General features: G+C 72.0%; 12 protein-coding genes. 3 read left to right on the top strand and 9 right to left on the bottom strand.

Annotated elements, in window-relative coordinates; translation table 11 throughout:
• Positions 1-39: 39 nt before the first annotated feature.
• Entirely contained in the window at positions 40-1,482 is a 1,443-nt protein-coding gene (locus tag K1J60_RS10045) for an amino acid permease (RefSeq protein ID WP_259407651.1), read from the bottom strand.
• 137 nt (positions 1,483-1,619) lie between these two features.
• On the opposite strand from K1J60_RS10045, the gene mmuM reads away from it, so the two are divergent.
• Both mmuM and K1J60_RS10055 read left to right on the top strand, forming a co-directional pair.
• Positions 1,620-2,573 carry a homocysteine S-methyltransferase gene (gene mmuM, locus K1J60_RS10050; RefSeq protein WP_220645912.1) on the top strand — a complete coding sequence of 318 codons (954 nt, stop codon included), beginning with the start codon at positions 1,620-1,622 and terminating at the stop codon, positions 2,571-2,573.
• 94 nt (positions 2,574-2,667) lie between these two features.
• On the top strand, positions 2,668-3,744 hold the full coding sequence (locus tag K1J60_RS10055) for a LacI family DNA-binding transcriptional regulator (RefSeq protein ID WP_220645913.1): 1,077 nt from the start codon (positions 2,668-2,670) through the stop codon (positions 3,742-3,744).
• Positions 3,745-3,830: 86 nt separating this feature from the next.
• Here the strand turns inward: K1J60_RS10055 and K1J60_RS10060 are convergent, their stop codons facing one another.
• The 3 genes from K1J60_RS10060 to K1J60_RS10070 are packed head-to-tail and all read right to left on the bottom strand — an operon-like array spanning position 3,831 to position 6,322.
• Positions 3,831-4,643 carry an ABC transporter permease gene (locus K1J60_RS10060; RefSeq protein WP_033531501.1) on the bottom strand — a complete coding sequence of 271 codons (813 nt, stop codon included), beginning with the start codon at positions 4,641-4,643 and terminating at the stop codon, positions 3,831-3,833.
• Entirely contained in the window at positions 4,640-5,608 is a 969-nt protein-coding gene (locus K1J60_RS10065; RefSeq protein WP_220645914.1) for an ATP-binding cassette domain-containing protein, read from the bottom strand. Before K1J60_RS10065 ends, K1J60_RS10060 begins: the two co-directional genes overlap by 4 nt.
• Positions 5,609-5,650: 42 nt before the next feature.
• The gene (locus K1J60_RS10070; RefSeq protein ID WP_220645915.1) at positions 5,651-6,322 is read right to left on the bottom strand and encodes a DUF4097 family beta strand repeat-containing protein; all 672 of its coding nucleotides are present in this window, start codon (positions 6,320-6,322) and stop codon (positions 5,651-5,653) included.
• A gap of 223 nt (positions 6,323-6,545) precedes the next feature.
• Here K1J60_RS10070 and K1J60_RS10075 point away from each other — a divergent pair, with 223 nt between their 5' ends.
• Positions 6,546-7,301: a GbsR/MarR family transcriptional regulator gene (locus tag K1J60_RS10075; RefSeq protein ID WP_220645916.1), complete on the top strand. Its 756-nt coding sequence runs from the start codon at positions 6,546-6,548 to the stop codon at positions 7,299-7,301.
• Positions 7,302-7,327: 26 nt separating this feature from the next.
• On the opposite strand, the gene K1J60_RS10080 is transcribed toward K1J60_RS10075, so the two are convergent.
• The 5 genes from K1J60_RS10080 to K1J60_RS10100 form a co-directional block, all read right to left on the bottom strand.
• Positions 7,328-8,911, bottom strand: coding sequence for a carboxylesterase/lipase family protein (locus K1J60_RS10080; RefSeq protein ID WP_220645917.1), 1,584 nt, complete (start codon positions 8,909-8,911; stop codon positions 7,328-7,330).
• A gap of 133 nt (positions 8,912-9,044) precedes the next feature.
• Positions 9,045-10,298 carry an alginate lyase family protein gene (locus tag K1J60_RS10085; protein WP_220645918.1) on the bottom strand — a complete coding sequence of 418 codons (1,254 nt, stop codon included), beginning with the start codon at positions 10,296-10,298 and terminating at the stop codon, positions 9,045-9,047.
• A 55-nt stretch (positions 10,299-10,353) separates the two neighbouring features.
• A complete protein-coding gene (locus tag K1J60_RS10090) occupies positions 10,354-13,707 on the bottom strand; it encodes an alginate lyase family protein (protein WP_220645919.1) in 3,354 nt (1,117 codons plus the stop codon).
• Between the two features lie 17 nt (positions 13,708-13,724).
• On the bottom strand, positions 13,725-15,560 hold the full coding sequence (locus K1J60_RS10095) for an Ig domain-containing protein (protein WP_220645920.1): 1,836 nt from the start codon (positions 15,558-15,560) through the stop codon (positions 13,725-13,727).
• Between the two features lie 68 nt (positions 15,561-15,628).
• The gene (locus K1J60_RS10100; protein WP_259408254.1) at positions 15,629-16,447 is read right to left on the bottom strand and encodes a carbohydrate ABC transporter permease; all 819 of its coding nucleotides are present in this window, start codon (positions 16,445-16,447) and stop codon (positions 15,629-15,631) included.
• Positions 16,448-16,469: the final 22 nt, after the last annotated feature.

A 16,469-nucleotide genomic window follows, 5' to 3' on the forward strand; every position in this document is an offset into this window, starting at 1 on the left:
CGGCGCCACCCCCGCCCCCGTCGGCGCACCCGTCCGTGTCTAGGCGACGGCGTCGGTGCCGCCCGCCCCGGTCTCGGCCCGGTCCCCGCTCTCGCCCCCGGTGTCCGTGTCCTCAGGTGATTCCTGCCGCCCCCGCAACCACACGTACACCGGGATGCCGGCGAAGAGGAACAGGACCCCTTGGTAGACGGCCGCGTAGCCGGCGCCGGCGATCAGCCAGAAGGAGAAGGCGAAGGAGAGGGCGGCGACGATCAGGTCGCGGACCAGGCCGGCGGGGCGGACCCGCTCCCGGGTGCCGCGTGCCAGCCAGTACAGCTGGGCGGCGGCGGACAGCAGGTACGGAACGCAGCCGGTGAACGTGGTGATGAGGACGAGGACACGGAACGCGGTGTCCGGGTCGTCCGCGTAGTTGACGACGATGAGGAGCGTGCCGAGGACCGCGGTGGCGAGGACGCCGAAGCCGGGGACGCCGCCCTTGCCGACCCGGGCGAACCGCTTCGGGAAGAGGCCGTCGCGGGCGGCGGCGTACGGCATCTGGGCGCTGAGCAGGACCCAGCCGTTGAGGCAGCCCACGATCGAGGCCACCGCGACCAGCGCGATCACCGTGCCGCCCCAGCTGCCGCCGGCCATCGAGTTCACGGCGTCGGCGAAGGGCGCCCCGGACTCGACGAGTTCCTCGTGCGGGACGAGGCCGAACACGGCGACCGTGCCCAGGATGTAGACCAGGGCGGAGGCGAGGGTGCCGAGGACGCTGGCGCGGCCGACGTTGCGCTCCGGGTCGCGGACCTCGCCGGCGCTGACGGCGGCCGACTCGACGCCCAGGAAGCTGTAGAGGAGGAGCGCGGCCGCGGCCGCGAGAGCGCCGGGGGCGCTCTCGCCGGAGGCGTTGAACGGGCCGTAGTTGTCGGTGTCGACGAAGAGCAGGCCGATGGTCGCGACCAGCAGCAGCGGCACGAACTTCAGCACGGTGGAGACGATCTGCACGGCGCCCACGTAACGGGTGCCCGCGAAGTTCGCGGCGGCGGGCAGCCACAGGGCGGCCAGGGCCACCAGCGCCAGGACGGCCTTGCTGTCGCCCAGGGGTATCAGCACGTCGACGTAGCCGACGACGCCGACGGCGAGCGCGGCGATGCTGACCCAGCACATCGTCCAGTACGACCAGGCCGACAGGAAGCCCGCGAAGGGCCCGAAGGCGTCGCGCGGGTACACGTAGAGGCCGCCGGTGACCGGGCTGCGCCGGGCCAGCTTCCCGAAGAGCAGTGCCAGCAGGACGGCGGCCACGGAGAGGACGACGAAGGCGAGCAGGCTGACCGTGCCGTACGGGGCGACGGCGGCGGGGAGGGTGAAGATGCCGCCGCCGATGATGTTGCCCATGACGAGGGCGGTGGCCGCGGCGAGCCCGAACTTGCGGCCCGGGGCGCCGGCGCCGGGGGGCGAGGTCGGTTCGGGCTCGGTGGCCTCGGGGGTACTGGTCGTGGTCATGGCGGTTCCCGGGGGATGCGGCGGGGTGGGGACGGGGAGGGCGTGATCGTACCGCCGCAGTCCACATGGTGGTCAATCTGTTCATTTGATGGACACACTCGGGGGCCCGCCTGCGTGCCTCGACTACCGTCGTCGGCATGACCAGCAACGCACCCGGCAGCTTCCCCCACGTCCCCGGTCCTCGCGTCGGCCCCTTCGCGGCGGCCCTCGCCGCCGAAGTCCTCGTCCTCGACGGCGGTATGTCCAACCAGCTGGAGTCGGCCGGCCACGACCTGAGCGACGAACTGTGGTCGGCGCGGCTGCTCGCGGAGCAGCCGGAGGCGATCACCGAGGCCCATCTCGCCTACTTCGAGGCGGGCGCGAGCGTGGCGATCACCTCCAGCTACCAGGCCACCTTCGAGGGCTTCGCGAAGCGCGGCATCGGGCGCGAGCGGGCCGCCGAACTCATGTCGCTGAGCGTCGAGCTGGCCGTCGACGCGGCGGTGGAGGCCCAGGCGCGGGGCATCACGCGCCCGCTGCTGACGGCCGCCTCGGTCGGCCCGTACGGGGCCATGCTCGCGGACGGCTCCGAGTACCGGGGCCGGTACGGGCTGAGCGGGGCCGAGTTGGAGCGGTTCCACCGGCCCCGCCTGGAGGCACTGGCCGCCACCCACCCCGATGTCCTGGCCCTGGAGACGATCCCCGACACGGACGAGGCCGAGGCGCTGCTGCGGGCGGTCCGGGGTCTGGACGTGCCCGCCTGGCTGTCCTACACCGTCGCCGGTGACCGCACCCGCGCCGGGCAGCCGCTGGAGGAGGCCTTCGCGCTCGCCGCCGACGCCGAGGAGATCGTCGCCGTGGGCGTCAACTGCTGCTCGCCCGACGACGTGGACGGCGCGATCGAGACGGCGGTGCGGGTCACCGGCAAGCCCGTCGTGGTGTACCCGAACAGCGGCGAGACCTGGGACGCGTCGGCGCGCGCCTGGACCGGGCGGTCGACGTTCACCACCGAGCAGGTGGAGGGGTGGCGGGCGGCCGGGGCCCGGCTGATCGGGGGATGCTGCCGGGTGGGCCCCGAGGCGATCTCCGCCATCGCCAAGTCACTGGGCTGACGGATCCGGGGCCTCCACCGTTCACCCGCTGCTAGCCTCCCTCCCGGGGAAACCGGTTACCGAGGTGGTGCCGAGAAGTGGGGCGGGGTGGCGCATGACGAGGAAGAACGCGGACGGCGGCCGCAGCACGATCCGGGACGTCGCCGCGCGGGCCGGCGTCTCGGCGGCCACGGTGTCGCGGGTGCTCGGCGGGGTCTACCCGGTGAGCGCCACGACCCGCACGCAGGTGCTGCGGGCCGTCCGTGAACTGGACTACGTCGCCGACGCCCGCGCCAAGGCGATCGCCGGTGCCGGCACCCCCACCCTCGGCTTCGTCCTCGACGACATCACCGGCCCCTCGTTCGCGCTGATGGCGCACGGTGTGGAGCGCGAGGCGACCCGGCTCGGCCATCTCTGTCTGGTGTGCAGCACCGACGGGGACGCCGCGCACGAGGCGGACTTCATCGAGACGATGCGGGCGCAGCGGGCCGCCGCCGTCATCCTGGTCGGCGGCGGCGCGGACACCCCCGAGTACCGGTCGCGCACCGCGCGGGTCGCCGACGGGCTGGCGGCCGCCGGGTCCCGGCTCGTGCTGTGCGGACGGCCGCCGCTGGACCCCGGAGCGCCGGTCACCGTCATCGAGTACGACAACGAGGGCGGCGCGTACGCCCTGTGCGCGCATGTCCTGTCCAAGGGGCACCGGCGGATCCTCTTCCTCGGGGGGAAGCCGGAGCACACGACCGCGCAGGGGCGTGAGCGGGGTTATCTGGCGGCCCATCGGGCGCGGGGAGTGGAGACGGACCCCGCGCTGCGGCTGGCCGGGGACTTCACCCGGGACTCGGGGTACCGGTCGACGCGGCGGGCGTTGGAGGAGGGGCTCGACTTCACGGCGGTGATGGCGTCGACCGACATGGTCGCGGCGGGGGCGCTGACCGCGCTGCGCGAGGCGGGGGTGTCGGTGCCGGGGGACGTGTCCCTCGTGGGCTACGACGACATTCCGTTCGCGCGTGATCTGTATCCGCCGCTCACGACGGTGCGGGTGCCGTACGAGGAGTTGGGGCGGCTGGCCGTGCGGACGGCGTTGGAGCGGGGGCGCTCCGCTGCCGACGAGCACTTGCTGCTGGGGACGCATGTCGTGGTGCGTGATTCGGTGGGGGCGGTGGGCGGGGGCGGGGTCGCGCCCGCGGGGTGAGGTGCTCGGCCGGGTGCGGGCGCGTCGTGGCCTGACGCGCGGTTCCCCGCGCCCCTACGGGGCGCGGGGTGCTGGGCCGGCGGTGTCTACTTCGCGTCACTGTCGTACTTCGAGGTCGACCAGAAGTAACCGAGCACCGCGAGGCCGAGGCACCAGGCGACGGCGAGCCAGCCGTTGTGGCCGATCCCGGTGCCGAGGAGCAGTCCGCGCAGGGTCTCGATGGCGGGGGTGAAGGGCTGGTACTCGGCGATCGGCCGGAACCAGCCCGGCATCGTGTCGGCCGGGATGAAGGCGCTGGAGATGAGCGGGAGCAGGACAAGCGGCTGTGCGCTGTTGGCGGCGGCCTCGGCGTTCGGGCTGGACAGACCCATGCCGACCGCGATCCAGGTGAGCGCCAGGGAGAAGAGCGCGAGCAGCCCGAACGCCGCCAGCCACTCCAGGACCGAGGCGTCGACCGAACGGAAGCCGATGGCGACACCCACGGCGCCGACGAGCACCACGCTGGCCACGCACTGCAGCACGCTGCCGGCGACATGTCCGACGAGGACGGAGCCGCGGTGGATCGCCATCGTGCGGAAGCGGGCGATGATGCCCTCGTTCATGTCGGTGGCGACCGACACCGCGGTTCCGACGACGGTGCCGCCGATGGTCATCATCAGGATGCCCGGGACGATGTAGGCGATGTAGTCGGAGCGGTCGCTGCCGCCGATGCCCGCGCTCATCACGTCGCCGAAGATGTAGACGAAGAGCAGCAGCAGCATGATCGGGGTCAGCAGCAGGTTGAGGGTGAGGGACGGGTAGCGGCGCGCGTGCAGGAGGTTGCGGCGCAGCATCGTGGACGAGTCACGGACCGCGAGGGCGACGGGGTTCGGGCGGGCGGGAGCCAGGGGGGCGCTCATCGGGCGGTCTCCTTGGACTGGTTCGGCTGGGTGGGGACGTCGGTGCCGGTCAGGGCGAAGAACACGTCGTCGAGGTCGGGGGTGTGCACGGTGAGTTCGTCGGCCTCGATGCCGGCGGAGTCCAACTGGTCGAGGACGGCGCGCAGTTCGCGCTGGGTGCCGCCGCTGGGGAGTTGCAGGGCGAGGGCCTCGTCGTCCCGGGTGACCTCGCGCAGCGCCGAGGCGGCGGAGCGGTAGGCGGCGGGGTCGGTGAAGCGGAGGCGGACGTGCCCGCCGGGTATCTGCCGCTTCAGTTGGTCGGCGGTGCCCTCGGCCGCGATCCGGCCGTCGTTCAACACGGCGATGCGGTCGGCGAGTTCGTCCGCCTCCTCCAGGTACTGGGTGGTGAGGAAGACGGTGACGCCGTCGGAGACCAGCTCACGGATGATCTGCCACATGTTGTGGCGGCTGCGCGGGTCCAGCCCGGTGGTCGGCTCGTCGAGGAAGATGATCCGCGGGGCGCCGACCAGGGTCATGGCGATGTCGAGCCGGCGCTTCATGCCGCCCGAGTAGGTGGAGGCGGGCTTCCTGGCGGCCTCGGTGAGGTCGAAGCGCTCCAGCAGGCCGGCGGCGACCCGCCGCCCCTCCTTCCTGCTCAGGTGGTGCAGGTCAGCCATGAGGAGCATGTTCTCCTCGCCGGTGATCAGCCCGTCGACGGCGGAGAACTGCCCGGTGACGCCGATCGCGGCGCGGACCGCCTGCGGGTCGGCGGCGAGGTCGTGGCCGCCGACCCGGATCCCGCCGGAGCCGGGGCCCGGCGGGACGAGGGTGGAGAGGATCTTGACGGCGGTGGTCTTGCCGGCGCCGTTCGGGCCGAGCAGGGAGAAGATCGTCCCCTCGGGGACGGTCAGGTCGATGCCGTCGAGCACGACCTTGTCTCCGTAGGACTTGCGCAGTCCGTTCGCCGCGATGGCCGGGGTGGTCATGGTGGGAGTGCTCCTTCAGGGCTGCGGGGCAAGGGGCGTGGGTCAGAGGCTGCGGGCGGTGATGTCGCCGTAGCCGGTGGTGGCGTGGATGTCGAGCCGGGCGTCGGCGTCCCCGCTGTTCCTGAGCGCGTTGTGGATCCGGCCGTGGGAGGTGCCGGCGTCCAGGGAGGCCGAGGCGCCGGCGGCGGCGCCGACGGAGATCTCGCCGTACCCGGTGTGCAGGGTGACGGTGCCGCGGACGGCCTCGGTGATGCGCAGGTCGCCCTTGCCGCTGGTGATGTCGGCGGGGCCGGCCAGGCGGCCGACCAGTGCGTCGCCGGCCAGCAGGTTCAGCTGGGCGCTGGCCGCCTCGTCGAGCTTGACCTGGCCGTGCGCGCCGTCGATGGCCACGTCGCCCAGCCGCCCGACGCCGCGGAACTCGGCGGCGGCGGCCTTGGCCTGGACGTGGGAGCCGGTGGGCAGTTGGACGGTCACCTCCAGGCTGCCGGAGGGGCCGAAGAGCTCGCTCTTCGCCTCCGGGGCCTGGATCCGCAGCACCCCGTCGCGGTAGTCGACCGTGGTCCGCTCGGCGGCCCTGACGTCCCGGCCCTTGGCGGCGTCGGCGGGCCGGACGTCGACGGTGGTGTCGGCCCGGTCGGCGGCGATGAACCGCACGCGCCCGGCGGGGATGTTCAGGACGGCGGAGATGGGGGCGGGGGTCTCGAACTTCTGCATGGTGTCTCTCCTTCGGCTCTTCGTTTCCGACAACGGAAAAGCTACGTTGCGTTCGAAGATTGAGCAACATACTCGTTGCGCAGTAATGCCATACACGCAGGTGAGAGCCTGGAAATCATTGCAACGGCCGTGAAGGTAACGCAACAACGTCGACGGGTCACGTTGCAATGGATTGAATGTGAACGCTAGAGTGGGCGCACCACGGAGTACGAAGGAGACAGCGATGCCGGGAGGCAGGCTCACCCAGCAGGAACGCCAGCAGATCGCGCTAGGGCTGGCCGACGGCCTCGCCTACGCGGAGATCGCCCGACGCCTCGAGCGCCCCACCTCGACGATCACACGTGAGGTCATGCGCAACGGCGGCCCCACCGCCTACCGCGCCGACCTGGCCCACCGCGCCACCGAACGCCGCGCCCACCGGCGCCGCCGGACCACTCCCCCGGCGGCACAGACCCCCGAGCAGGCCCACGGCCGCGACGCCGATGCCGTACGCGAGTACGAGGAGACGTTCACGAACGTCATGATGGCCTCGGGCATGCCCACGATGATGGCCCGGGTGATGGCCTGTCTCACCCTCACCGACAGCGGCAGCCTCACCGCGTCCGAACTGGCCGAGCGGCTCCAGGTCAGCCCGGCGTCCGTCTCGAAGGCGATCGCGTTCCTGGACGGCCAGGGCATGGTCCGCCGGGAGCAGGGCGAGCGCCGCCGGGAGCGCTACATCGTCGACGACGACGTCTGGTACCAGTCGATGATCGCCAGCGCCCGCGCCATCGCCCAGATCGTGGAGACCGCCCGCCAGGGCGTCGGCGTCCTCGGCACCGGCACTCCCGCCGCCGCCCGCCTGGAGAACGTCGCCCGCTTCCTCGACTTCGTCAGCGAGAACACCACCCGCGCCGCCGAGCAGGCCCGCGAGATCCTCCACACCAGACCACCGACGCCCACGGACGGCACCGCCGGACCCGGCGCGGACCACGGATAGGGACGGCACCGGCAGGACAGCGGGCCTCAGGGACTCCGGCGGAAGCGGCGCAGCGCCGGCAGTGGGCCTCCGCCGGAGGTGACGAAGGTGCCGCCGCCCTGGACCCTGCGCGGTCGCCGCGCGTCCGCGGCCCACAGGGCGAGTTCGGGGTCGTAGGGGCCGAAGGCGAGGGGCTCGGCGTCCGGGGAGTCGAAGACGCGGACCGGATGGGTGTGGTCCCACACCGGCCAGCCGGGGGTGCCCTCCGCCACGAAGCCGACCCAGGCGGAGTGCAGGGCGGTGGCCAGGTCGCGTGGGGCGTGTTCGCCGGCGAGCTTGGCGGAGGCGGGGGTGTCGCCGGTGTCGAAGACGAAGCCGAGTTCGAGGGCGTGGCAGGAACCGAGGGCCGGGAGGCCGGAGGACCAGGCGAACTCGTAGACGTAGGACCGGGCCTGGTCGACGCGGGCGTCCGCCACCCGGTGCAGGGGGACCCGCAGGAGGTGGTCGGTGACAAGCCGGCCGACCAGGTCGGCGATGCCCTTGTCCGGGTGGAGTTCGCGGTAGGCGCGCGGGATCTCGGGGCCGCAGTGACAGCGGGCGCGGGCGCCGGCCAGTGCGACCGTCCCGAGGCGGTCGACGCGTTCCTGGAGGCCGCCGGGGACGAGCCAGAGCCGATGCTCGTCGCGGGTCCAGCCCATGAGGAGGTCGATCCCCGGTGCCGCGCCGTGCTCGGTCAGCGCCTCCAGCGGGTCGGTGGGCAGCAGGTCGCCGTCGACGACGATGCCGAAGGCGGGACCGCCGAGCACGGGGCTGCTGAGCCGGCCGGCCTCGGCCTGCGCCTCGGCGAGCGCGGACCGGTCCACGGCGGCGAAGGCCTCGGCGGTCGCCGGGACCTTGAGCCGGTTCGCCATCCGGCGGACCATACGGCGCACCTTGTCCCGGTCCAGCGCCTCCGGCGGCCCGCTCTGCAGCACGGCCCGTCGGAACAGGCCCCGGGCGCGGGGCATGGCCAGCAGCGCGCCGACGCTGATGGCGCCGGCCGACTGGCCGGCCAGGGTCACCCGGTCCGGATCACCGCCGAACCCCGCGATCGACTCCCGCACCCACTCCAGCGCGGCCAGCTGGTCACGCAGCCCGAGGTTGGGCGGGGCGTCCGGGAAGAGGCCGTAACCCTCCACGCCCAGACGGTAGTTGAGAGAGACCAGCACCACCCCGTCACGGGCGAAGGCGGCGCCGTCGTAGACCGGGACCGCCGAGGAGCCCCGGGTGAGGGCGCCGCCGTGGATCCAGACCATGACCGGCAGCCGGGCCCCGTGACCCGGCTCCGGCGTCCACACGTTCAGGTTGAGGCAGTCGTCGCCCGGGACGACGGGGTCCGACAGATAGCGGGCGAACGCCTCCGAGTACGGCGGTTTCGGAGGCGTCGGCCCGAAGGCGACGGTGTCCCGCACCCCCGACCAGGGCTCGGGCGGGGAGGGCGGGCGGAACCGGCGGGGGCCGAAGGGCGGGGCCGCGTACGGGATGCCCCGGAACACCGCGATCCGGTCCCCGGGGCCGTCCCCGTACTCGTACGTGCCGCGTACGTCCCCGTAGGGCGTCCTGACCACGGGGTCCCGCCGGTCTGCCGTCATCCGCGCACCAGCTCCTCACGCCGCCCGCTCGTGAACCGTCGTCCACCTCAGAGCACCACATCCCTTCGCGGTATTCCGGTCGTGCGGGGTCCCGAGCCGCCGTTCGGGCGACGGGGGCCGATCCGGGGCGTGGCTACTTGGCGTACATCAGGGTGCCGAAGCCCAGCTGGTCGTAGCCGCCGCTGTTGGGGCCGTAGTCCCCGCCGCCGCCCTCGGGACGGACGCTCTCCGCCATACGGGTGATGTACGGGACGGACAGGCCCCGTCGCCGCGCGTAGTGGTAGTGGAGGAGGTCCCACACGGGGCGGAGCTGGCCCCGGCCGCTGGACGAGATCACGGTGTGGGTCTGCTGGGCGCAGTTCTGGCCGGTGCCCCAGGTGTAGGCGGTGAAGGGCACGTTCTCGCCGAGGTTGTACTTGGCGACGTACTGGGCGGCCTTCATGAACCGGTTGTTGTCGTAGCCGTAGAGGTCCTCGCCCTGGGACCAGGCCATCTCGCAGAAGGCTCCCATCTGGCCCATGCCCATCATCGTGTGCCCCTGGTCGCGGCCCGACTCCTGCCACTGCGCGAGGCCCTGGCTGTCGTACAGGAACGGCACGGCCCTGCGGATCGCGCCGTTGCCCGCGCCGTTCTTGAAGTAGTTCACGGCCTGGTCGTACTTGGCGCCGTCGTCGCACAGGATCCCGATCGCGAGGATCGAGTTCATGGTGCACAGGTCCCAGTTGGCCCAGTAGTTGGTGATGCAGGCGTCGTTGTGGTTGTTCAGGAACTGGTTGTTGAGCGGGTAGAAGACGTTGAGCATCATCGTCTTGAACCGCTCCAGGTCGAACCCGCCGTAGCCGCGCATCAGCTCGGCGACGTTCGCGAACTGGTAGCCGTAGATCCCGGCGGCCAGGAACCGGTCCGCGTTGCCGGTGACGGTGGTGAGCGTCGACGACCAGGCGTTGAGGATACGGACGGCCGCGTCGCCGTGGGCGGTGGTACCGGCGATCTTCCAGCGCAGCGCGTTCTGGTAGGCGGCGTGGATGTCGTTGTAGAGGATGCCGTAGTTCTCGCCGGTGCCGCCGCGGATGACGGTGGCCTGCGGGTTGGGCGTCCAGGTGCTCGCGGAGTGGGAGTTGGCGGTCAGGCGGTTCCAGCCGGACAGCCACGGGTCGTCGCCGGCGGCCACGCGCACCTTGGCGCGGTTGAGTTCGCCGTAGGCGTGCAGCATGCCGGGATGGGTGAAGGCGGCCGGGGCCGCCTCCGCCGTCGTCACTACGGAGGAGGCGGCGCCCAGCGCGAGGGCGGCGGTGAGACCGCCGGCGGTCCGCAGCAGACCTCTGCGGCTCAACTCGCCCTCGGGAGCGAGCCCTTCAGGGCTCGTGTGGGGGGAAGTGCGGCTCATTGCTTGTCTCCATTCCATGGAGGTGCCTCGCGGGCCCCGAGGGACCCGCCAGGCACTAGAGGGGGGTGATGCTCACCTCGCTGAATCGCGCGGTGACGTGGGCCAGGGGGTCGCGGGAGCAGACCACCAGGCCCACGTGGTAGGGGGCGTCACCGAAGCCGGGGATCTCTCCGTCGGCGAGGGGGGTGAAGGTGACTCCTCCGTCTGTGGACACCGCCGCGGAGAACGCGGTCCCGACGCGTCTCAACCGCAGCAGGCAGGGGGCGGCGACGGTGGCACCGCCCGTGAACGCCGACCGTCCGGCCACGGTCGTCCGGAGCATCAGCTGGGCGCTCGTCCCGCCGCTGACGATCGCCCCGGCCGCCTGGTCGAACGGCGACAGCGACTTGGTCATCAACAACCCGACCCGGTCGGCGACGGCGCCGGTACGGGAGACCAGCCGGGCGGTGACCTCACAGTCGCCGGTGACCGGCCGCCGCACGAACTGCCCGGTCATGCCTTGGTTGTTGACGGAAAGGTCGACGCCGGCGCCCCGTACGACGAAGGTCCCGTCCTCCTCGTACGCCGTATGGCCGGGGGTACGGATCGCGACCACGCCCAGGGTCCCGAAGGCGCGCTCGTCGAGGACGACGTCGCCGAGATCGCCGTACGACCAGGGGGCGGGCGGCGGTGTGCCTACGGTCAGGGTGAGCGTGCCGGAGGCCTCGCCCGCCGCGTTGCCCGCGGTGGTGGTGACGGTGAACTCGCCGGTCCGGGTGGGGGTTCCGGAGATCAGACCACTGCGTTCGTCGACGCGGAGGCCCTCGGGGAGTCCGCTCGCGCCGAAGCGTACGGGGGTGTGCGAGGCACGGATCAGGTACTGGAAGGGGACGCCCCTGCCGGCGAACGCCGTGAGGACGGAGGTGAGTCGAGGGGCGGTCGGGGACGGCATCCGTGCGGAGGCCGGCTTCGAACGGGGGCCGTGCCCGGCCTCGTTGGTCTTCGTGACGACGTAGTGGTACGTCGTGCCGGGGTTGCCGGTGGCGTCCGCGTACCGGAGGCGGGCGCCGAAGCCGACCGGGGCGACGCCGGTCGCGATCGTCCGGTAGGTGCCGTCGACGCCGGTGGCACGCCGCACCCGGTAGCGGGCGGAGAGGTCGGGATCGGTCCAGGTCAGTTCGACGGCGTCGGCCCCCGTGGTGGCCCTGAGGTCGGTGACCTGTCGGGCGGGGCGGGCCACGGACCAGACCCCTCCCCCGGCGGCGGAGGTCACGGTGACGTTGTCGAAGGCGCCGGTGCCGGAGTCGGCGTACTCCTCGTCCACGCCCAGACAGGACGTGAGGACCAGTCCGGCGTGCACGGTCCGCCCCAGGTCGACCTCGGAGCTGCCTACATCGGTCCAGCGGACGCCGTCCGGCGAGATCGCCCCGGTGCAGCGGCGGCCCTCGCGGGTCACCCGCACCCAGTACGGCGCCCGCAGCCGGTAGCCGTCGCCCGCGCCCTCGACGTACGGGGCTTCCAGCGGGGTCGCCGACTCCGGGAGCGTCCCCAGGCCGGAGATCGGAAACGCGGCGGCCGTGGTGATGGCCTGCTGTTGGGCGGGCGGCACGGGTGTGCTGCCGGTCGCCGAGAGGTCGGCCCCGGCCGCCTTCCGGACGGTCCACACCCCGCTCCAGGTGTGCAGCGGGAGACCCTGGATCAGCATCGAGGCGTGCGCGGCGTCCGCGTCGAGGGCGTCGTGCAGAGTGACGCCGATCTTGGAGTACTGGGAGCTGAGCGGCCACACGATCCGGGCGGTGACCGTGCCGTCGCCCCGCAGGGGCAGATGGGCCAGGTGGTACGTGTCCGCCGTACCGCTCGCCCGGAGCACGAACCGCTCGCCGTCGAACAGGGCCGATCCCGGGATCCGCGCCGTCCCCAGGTCCCGGGCGCCCCAGGGCCCGGGGAGGCCCGCGGAGGCGGCGGCAGGGCTGGAAAAACCGCTGCTCCCACGTGAGTTGGCGGCGGCGACGGTGTAGTAGTACGTCCGTCCCCGGCGCACCTCCCCGTCGGTGTACGTCGGCTCGTGGAGGCCGGTGGCGACCTCCTCGTACGGGCCCTCGGGGCGGGTGGACCGCCGGACGGTGTACCCGGTGGCCCAGGCCGACGGCAGCCAGGCCACGGTCACCGCCTCGGGGGCGCCCACCGCCGTGACCCCGGCCGGGGGCTCCGGTGCGGGTGTCGACGCGGGGGCCGTCGCCCCGGCGTAGGCGAAGGTGCCGAAGCTCGGGAGGTCGTCGTTGGTGCCCTCGACGAAGCGGGCGCCCCCCGTGCCCCGGAAGACCGCCGCCTTCGTCGCGGGGGTGTCGAGGCCGCGCACCCCGGCGTAGTGGGCGAGGTACATCTCGTAGACCGGCGGGAGATTGCCGCGGCCGACGGCCGAGACGGTCTTCTTGATGTACTTGCCGGTGCGGTCCAGGTCGGGAGTGAAGGGGACGTCGCCGCCGAGGTTGTAGCGGGCGGCGTACTCGGCGTTCGCCAGGAGACGGTTGCCGTCGAAGCCCCACAGGTCCACGCCCTGGTTCCAGGCCACCTGCGCCGCGTCGCCCATCAGGCCGACCGCGAGCTGCTCGTGCCCCTGGTCGCGGCCGGACTCCTGGCCCTGGCCGGCCGCCGTGACGATCCGACCGCGGACGCTGCCGTTGCCGGCGCCCGCGGCGGCGAACCGCAGCGCGTCCTCGAAGAGGACGGGCTCCTCGCAGAACACGCCGATGGCCAGGATGGTCTGCAGGGCCGTCAGGTCCCAGTTGCCGTTGGCGTAGAGCATGTAGCCGGAGACCGCCGGGTACCAGACGTCGAGGAACGACCGCTCGCAGCGGGCGATGTCCGCCTCCGCCCAGCCGTCGTACCCGGTGTGCCGCAGCAGCTCGGCGGCGTTGACGAACTTGAAGGCCTGCAGTCCCGCGCCGAGCGGACCGTCGGCGCCCGTGATCATGGTGAGCGAGGAGGACCAGGCGTCGAGGATGTCCCGCGCCTTGTCGGCGTGGGCCCGCTCGCCCGTCACGCACCACATCAGCGCGTTCTGGTACGCGGCGGCGGAGTCGGCGACGGCCTGGCTCATGAAGTTGGTGGGGCCGCGCCCCCAGGAGGTGATCTGCCCCGTGTTCTGCACGGTGTACGTCGCCTTGGACCGGGCGTGGGCCGCGAGGACGAGATAGCCGTCGTGGATCGGCGACTCCTTCGCCGCGACCGCACGCTTCAGCCGGTCCAGATCGGCCGCGCCGTGCAGGAGGCCCGGGTGGCTGAAGGTGCGGGTCGCCTCGGCGGAGCGCGCCCACGCGGCAGAGGCCGAGGCGGCGGAGGCGGCGGAGGCGGCGGACAGGATTCCGGCGCCGGCCGCGGCCGTGAAGGTGGCCGCGCCGAGGAACGACCGTCTGCTGAGGGGAAGCACGGATGTCTCTCCTGGTCCTACGGGTGCCGCACGGTGAGCGTGAGGGACTGGGTGGCCGTACCGGCGCTGTTGGTGGCCGAGACGGTGACCGTCCAGGAGCCGGGGCGGAACGGGACACCGGAGATCAGGCCCGTTCTCGTGTCGAACGACAGACCCCCGGGCAGTCCCTCCGCGGCGAACGACGTGGGCAGCCCGCTCGCCGTGACCAGGTGGTTGAAGACCCGCTTGGCGACGGCCGTGACCTCGCCCGCGCTGGTGATCTCCGGCGCGGTGGTGGCGGCCGCCGTGTCGGCGTCGAGGAAGCGGAGGTTCTTGACGTGCTCGTTGGCGAACATCGGGACCATGTCGGTCGTCAGGTACCAGCCGGGCTTCTTCATCTTGTCGTGGACGACCGTGCCGTTGACCGACAGGTTCTGGAAGGTCAGGTTCTTGATCGGGCGGTCCGCGTCGTAGCCGGTCAGGATCGCCATGGAGGCGTGCGTCCCGTTGTAGGTCAGGTTGCGGACGTACACGTCCTCGATGCCGCGCCCCGGGGAGGCGTTGTACCGGTTGGCCATCACCCGCATGTTGAGCAACTGGCCCCAGGTGAAGTCCTCCACACGGACGTCCTGGATACGGACGTTGCGTATGAGGTTGCTGTCGCCGGGGTTGAGGGCGAAACAGCCCTGGTAGAGGACCTGTGGCTCGCGGTGCTGGAGCACGTCGATGCCGCTGAAGACGATGTTCTCGATCGTCTCGGGCTTCTCGGGGTTGCCGTGGGTGCCCATGTTGACGGGGTGGGCGACATCGGCCCAGAGGGTGGAGTCGCGGACGGTGATGTTGCGGCAGTCGCCGTAGTAGTCCCAGCGGTGGGCGTAGATGGCTATGCAGTCGTCGCTGTTGCGCATGAAGACGCCCTCGATGAGCACGTCCTCGCTGCTGAAGACGTCGATGCCGTCGCCCCACTGGCCGAAGCTGTAGGAGTGCAGGTTGCGGACGGTGACCTGCTGCGACTGGCCGATGGTGCAGGAGTAACCGGTCTTCGGGTTGAGGGCGAGGATGCCGTCGATCTCGATGTTCTTGGAGAAGGCGACCAGCGTGGCGGCGTCCGAGTCGTAGATGATGCCCCGGCCGAGCAGCCGGGCGTTCTCCACGTGACTGAACTCCACGCGGGCCTTGAGGACCGCGCCGCCGGCCAGGTACACGGTCTTGCCGCTGGGCACCTTGACCACGTTGTCGGGGACGGTGTGGATGCCCGGTCCGAAGTAGATGACGTCCGGGTCGTCCTCCTCGGGCCGCCACTTCTCGATCGGGTTGGCGTGCAGCTGGAGGTTGTCGTAGAGGTCGAAGGCGCCTGCGTCGGCGTCGCCGAGTTCGATGGAGAGGTTGCGCGGCTCGGTGAGGCTGAAGGTGACGGTGTCGCCGCTCACCTCGTGGGCGATGTCGTACGACAGGGGGCGGATCCGCGCGGAGGGGATGGCGCCCTTGGAGGAGGTGACCTGGACCTCCACGGTGCCGCGGAAGTCGAGGTTGGCCACCGAGGAGCTGCGGACGACGCCCGCGCCGGTCTTCTCGTTGATGGTCTTGGTGCGCGCCCGGATGACGGGCACCGGCTGCCACTCGCCGTCCGGCGTGCGGGCCTTGACCGAGAAGCTGGTGTTCAGGGGCAGCCCGGTCGGGACGGGGTGCACCACCAGCCGGTCGGTTCTCGGTCCGTCGGCCGCGCTCGCGGTGCCGGTGTCCGCGCTCGCGGTGCCGGTGTCCGCGCTCGCGGTGCCGGTGGCCGTTCCGAGCAGGGTGTAGGCCGCGGCCGCGGCGCCGGCGGTCTGGAGGAGGGTGCGTCGGGACAGACCCGGGCCCTGGGTTTCGTTCATGATCAACGTCCTTGCGTGCGAGGGGAGTCGAGGGGATCGGTGGGCGACCGCGGTGACGGGGGCGGGACTTACTTCAGTCCGGAGGTGGACATCCCGGCGACGAAGCCGCGTTGGGCGACGAGGAAGATCAGCAGGATGGGGACGACGTACATCACCGAGGCGGCGGCCTGGAGGTGGGTGACGGGCGTCCCGGCGGAGGTGACGTAGGTGGACATCACGGCGACCGCGAGGGTGGAACGGTCCGTGGACAGCAGGAGCTGGGGTGCGATGTAGTCGCCCCAGGTCCAGGTGAAGGCGATCACGAAGCTGGCGGAGAGCACCGGCCAGGACTGCGGCAGGAAGATCCGCCAGAAGATCGTGGCGTAGCCGCAGCCGTCGACGATCGCCGCCTCCTCCAGCTCCCGGGGCAGCCCGGCGAAGAACTGCCGGAAGAGGAAGACGAGATACGGCGCCGCCGCGAGGCCCCACAGCACCCATGGCCAGTAGGTGTCGACCATGCCGAGTCGGGCGAAGATCAGATAGGTCGGCAGCAGCGTGATCATCTGGGGCAGCATCATCGAGCCGAGCAGCACGCCGAACAGCGTCTTCTTCCCGGGTGCGTCCAGACGGGCGAAGCCGTAGCCGACCCAGGCCGAGCTCAGGGTGACCAGGGTGGCGTAGAGGAAGGCGATGATCAGGGAGTTGCGGGCGTAGCCGAGGAAGTCGATCAGGTGGAACGCGTCGGCGAAGTTGTGCCACTGGAAGTCCGCGGGCAGCCAGTGCACCGGCGCCGCGGCCGTCTCTGCGGAGGTCTTCAGCCCGGTGAGGACCAGCCAGCCGAAGGGGCCGAGGAACAGCCCGGTGACGACGACGAGCACGGTGTAGAGAACGAGCCGGCCGGTACGCAGCCGTACGGCGGCCGGAGGGGAG

Source organism: Streptomyces akebiae (genome assembly GCF_019599145.1).
Classification (GTDB): Bacteria; Actinomycetota; Actinomycetes; order Streptomycetales; family Streptomycetaceae; genus Streptomyces; species Streptomyces akebiae.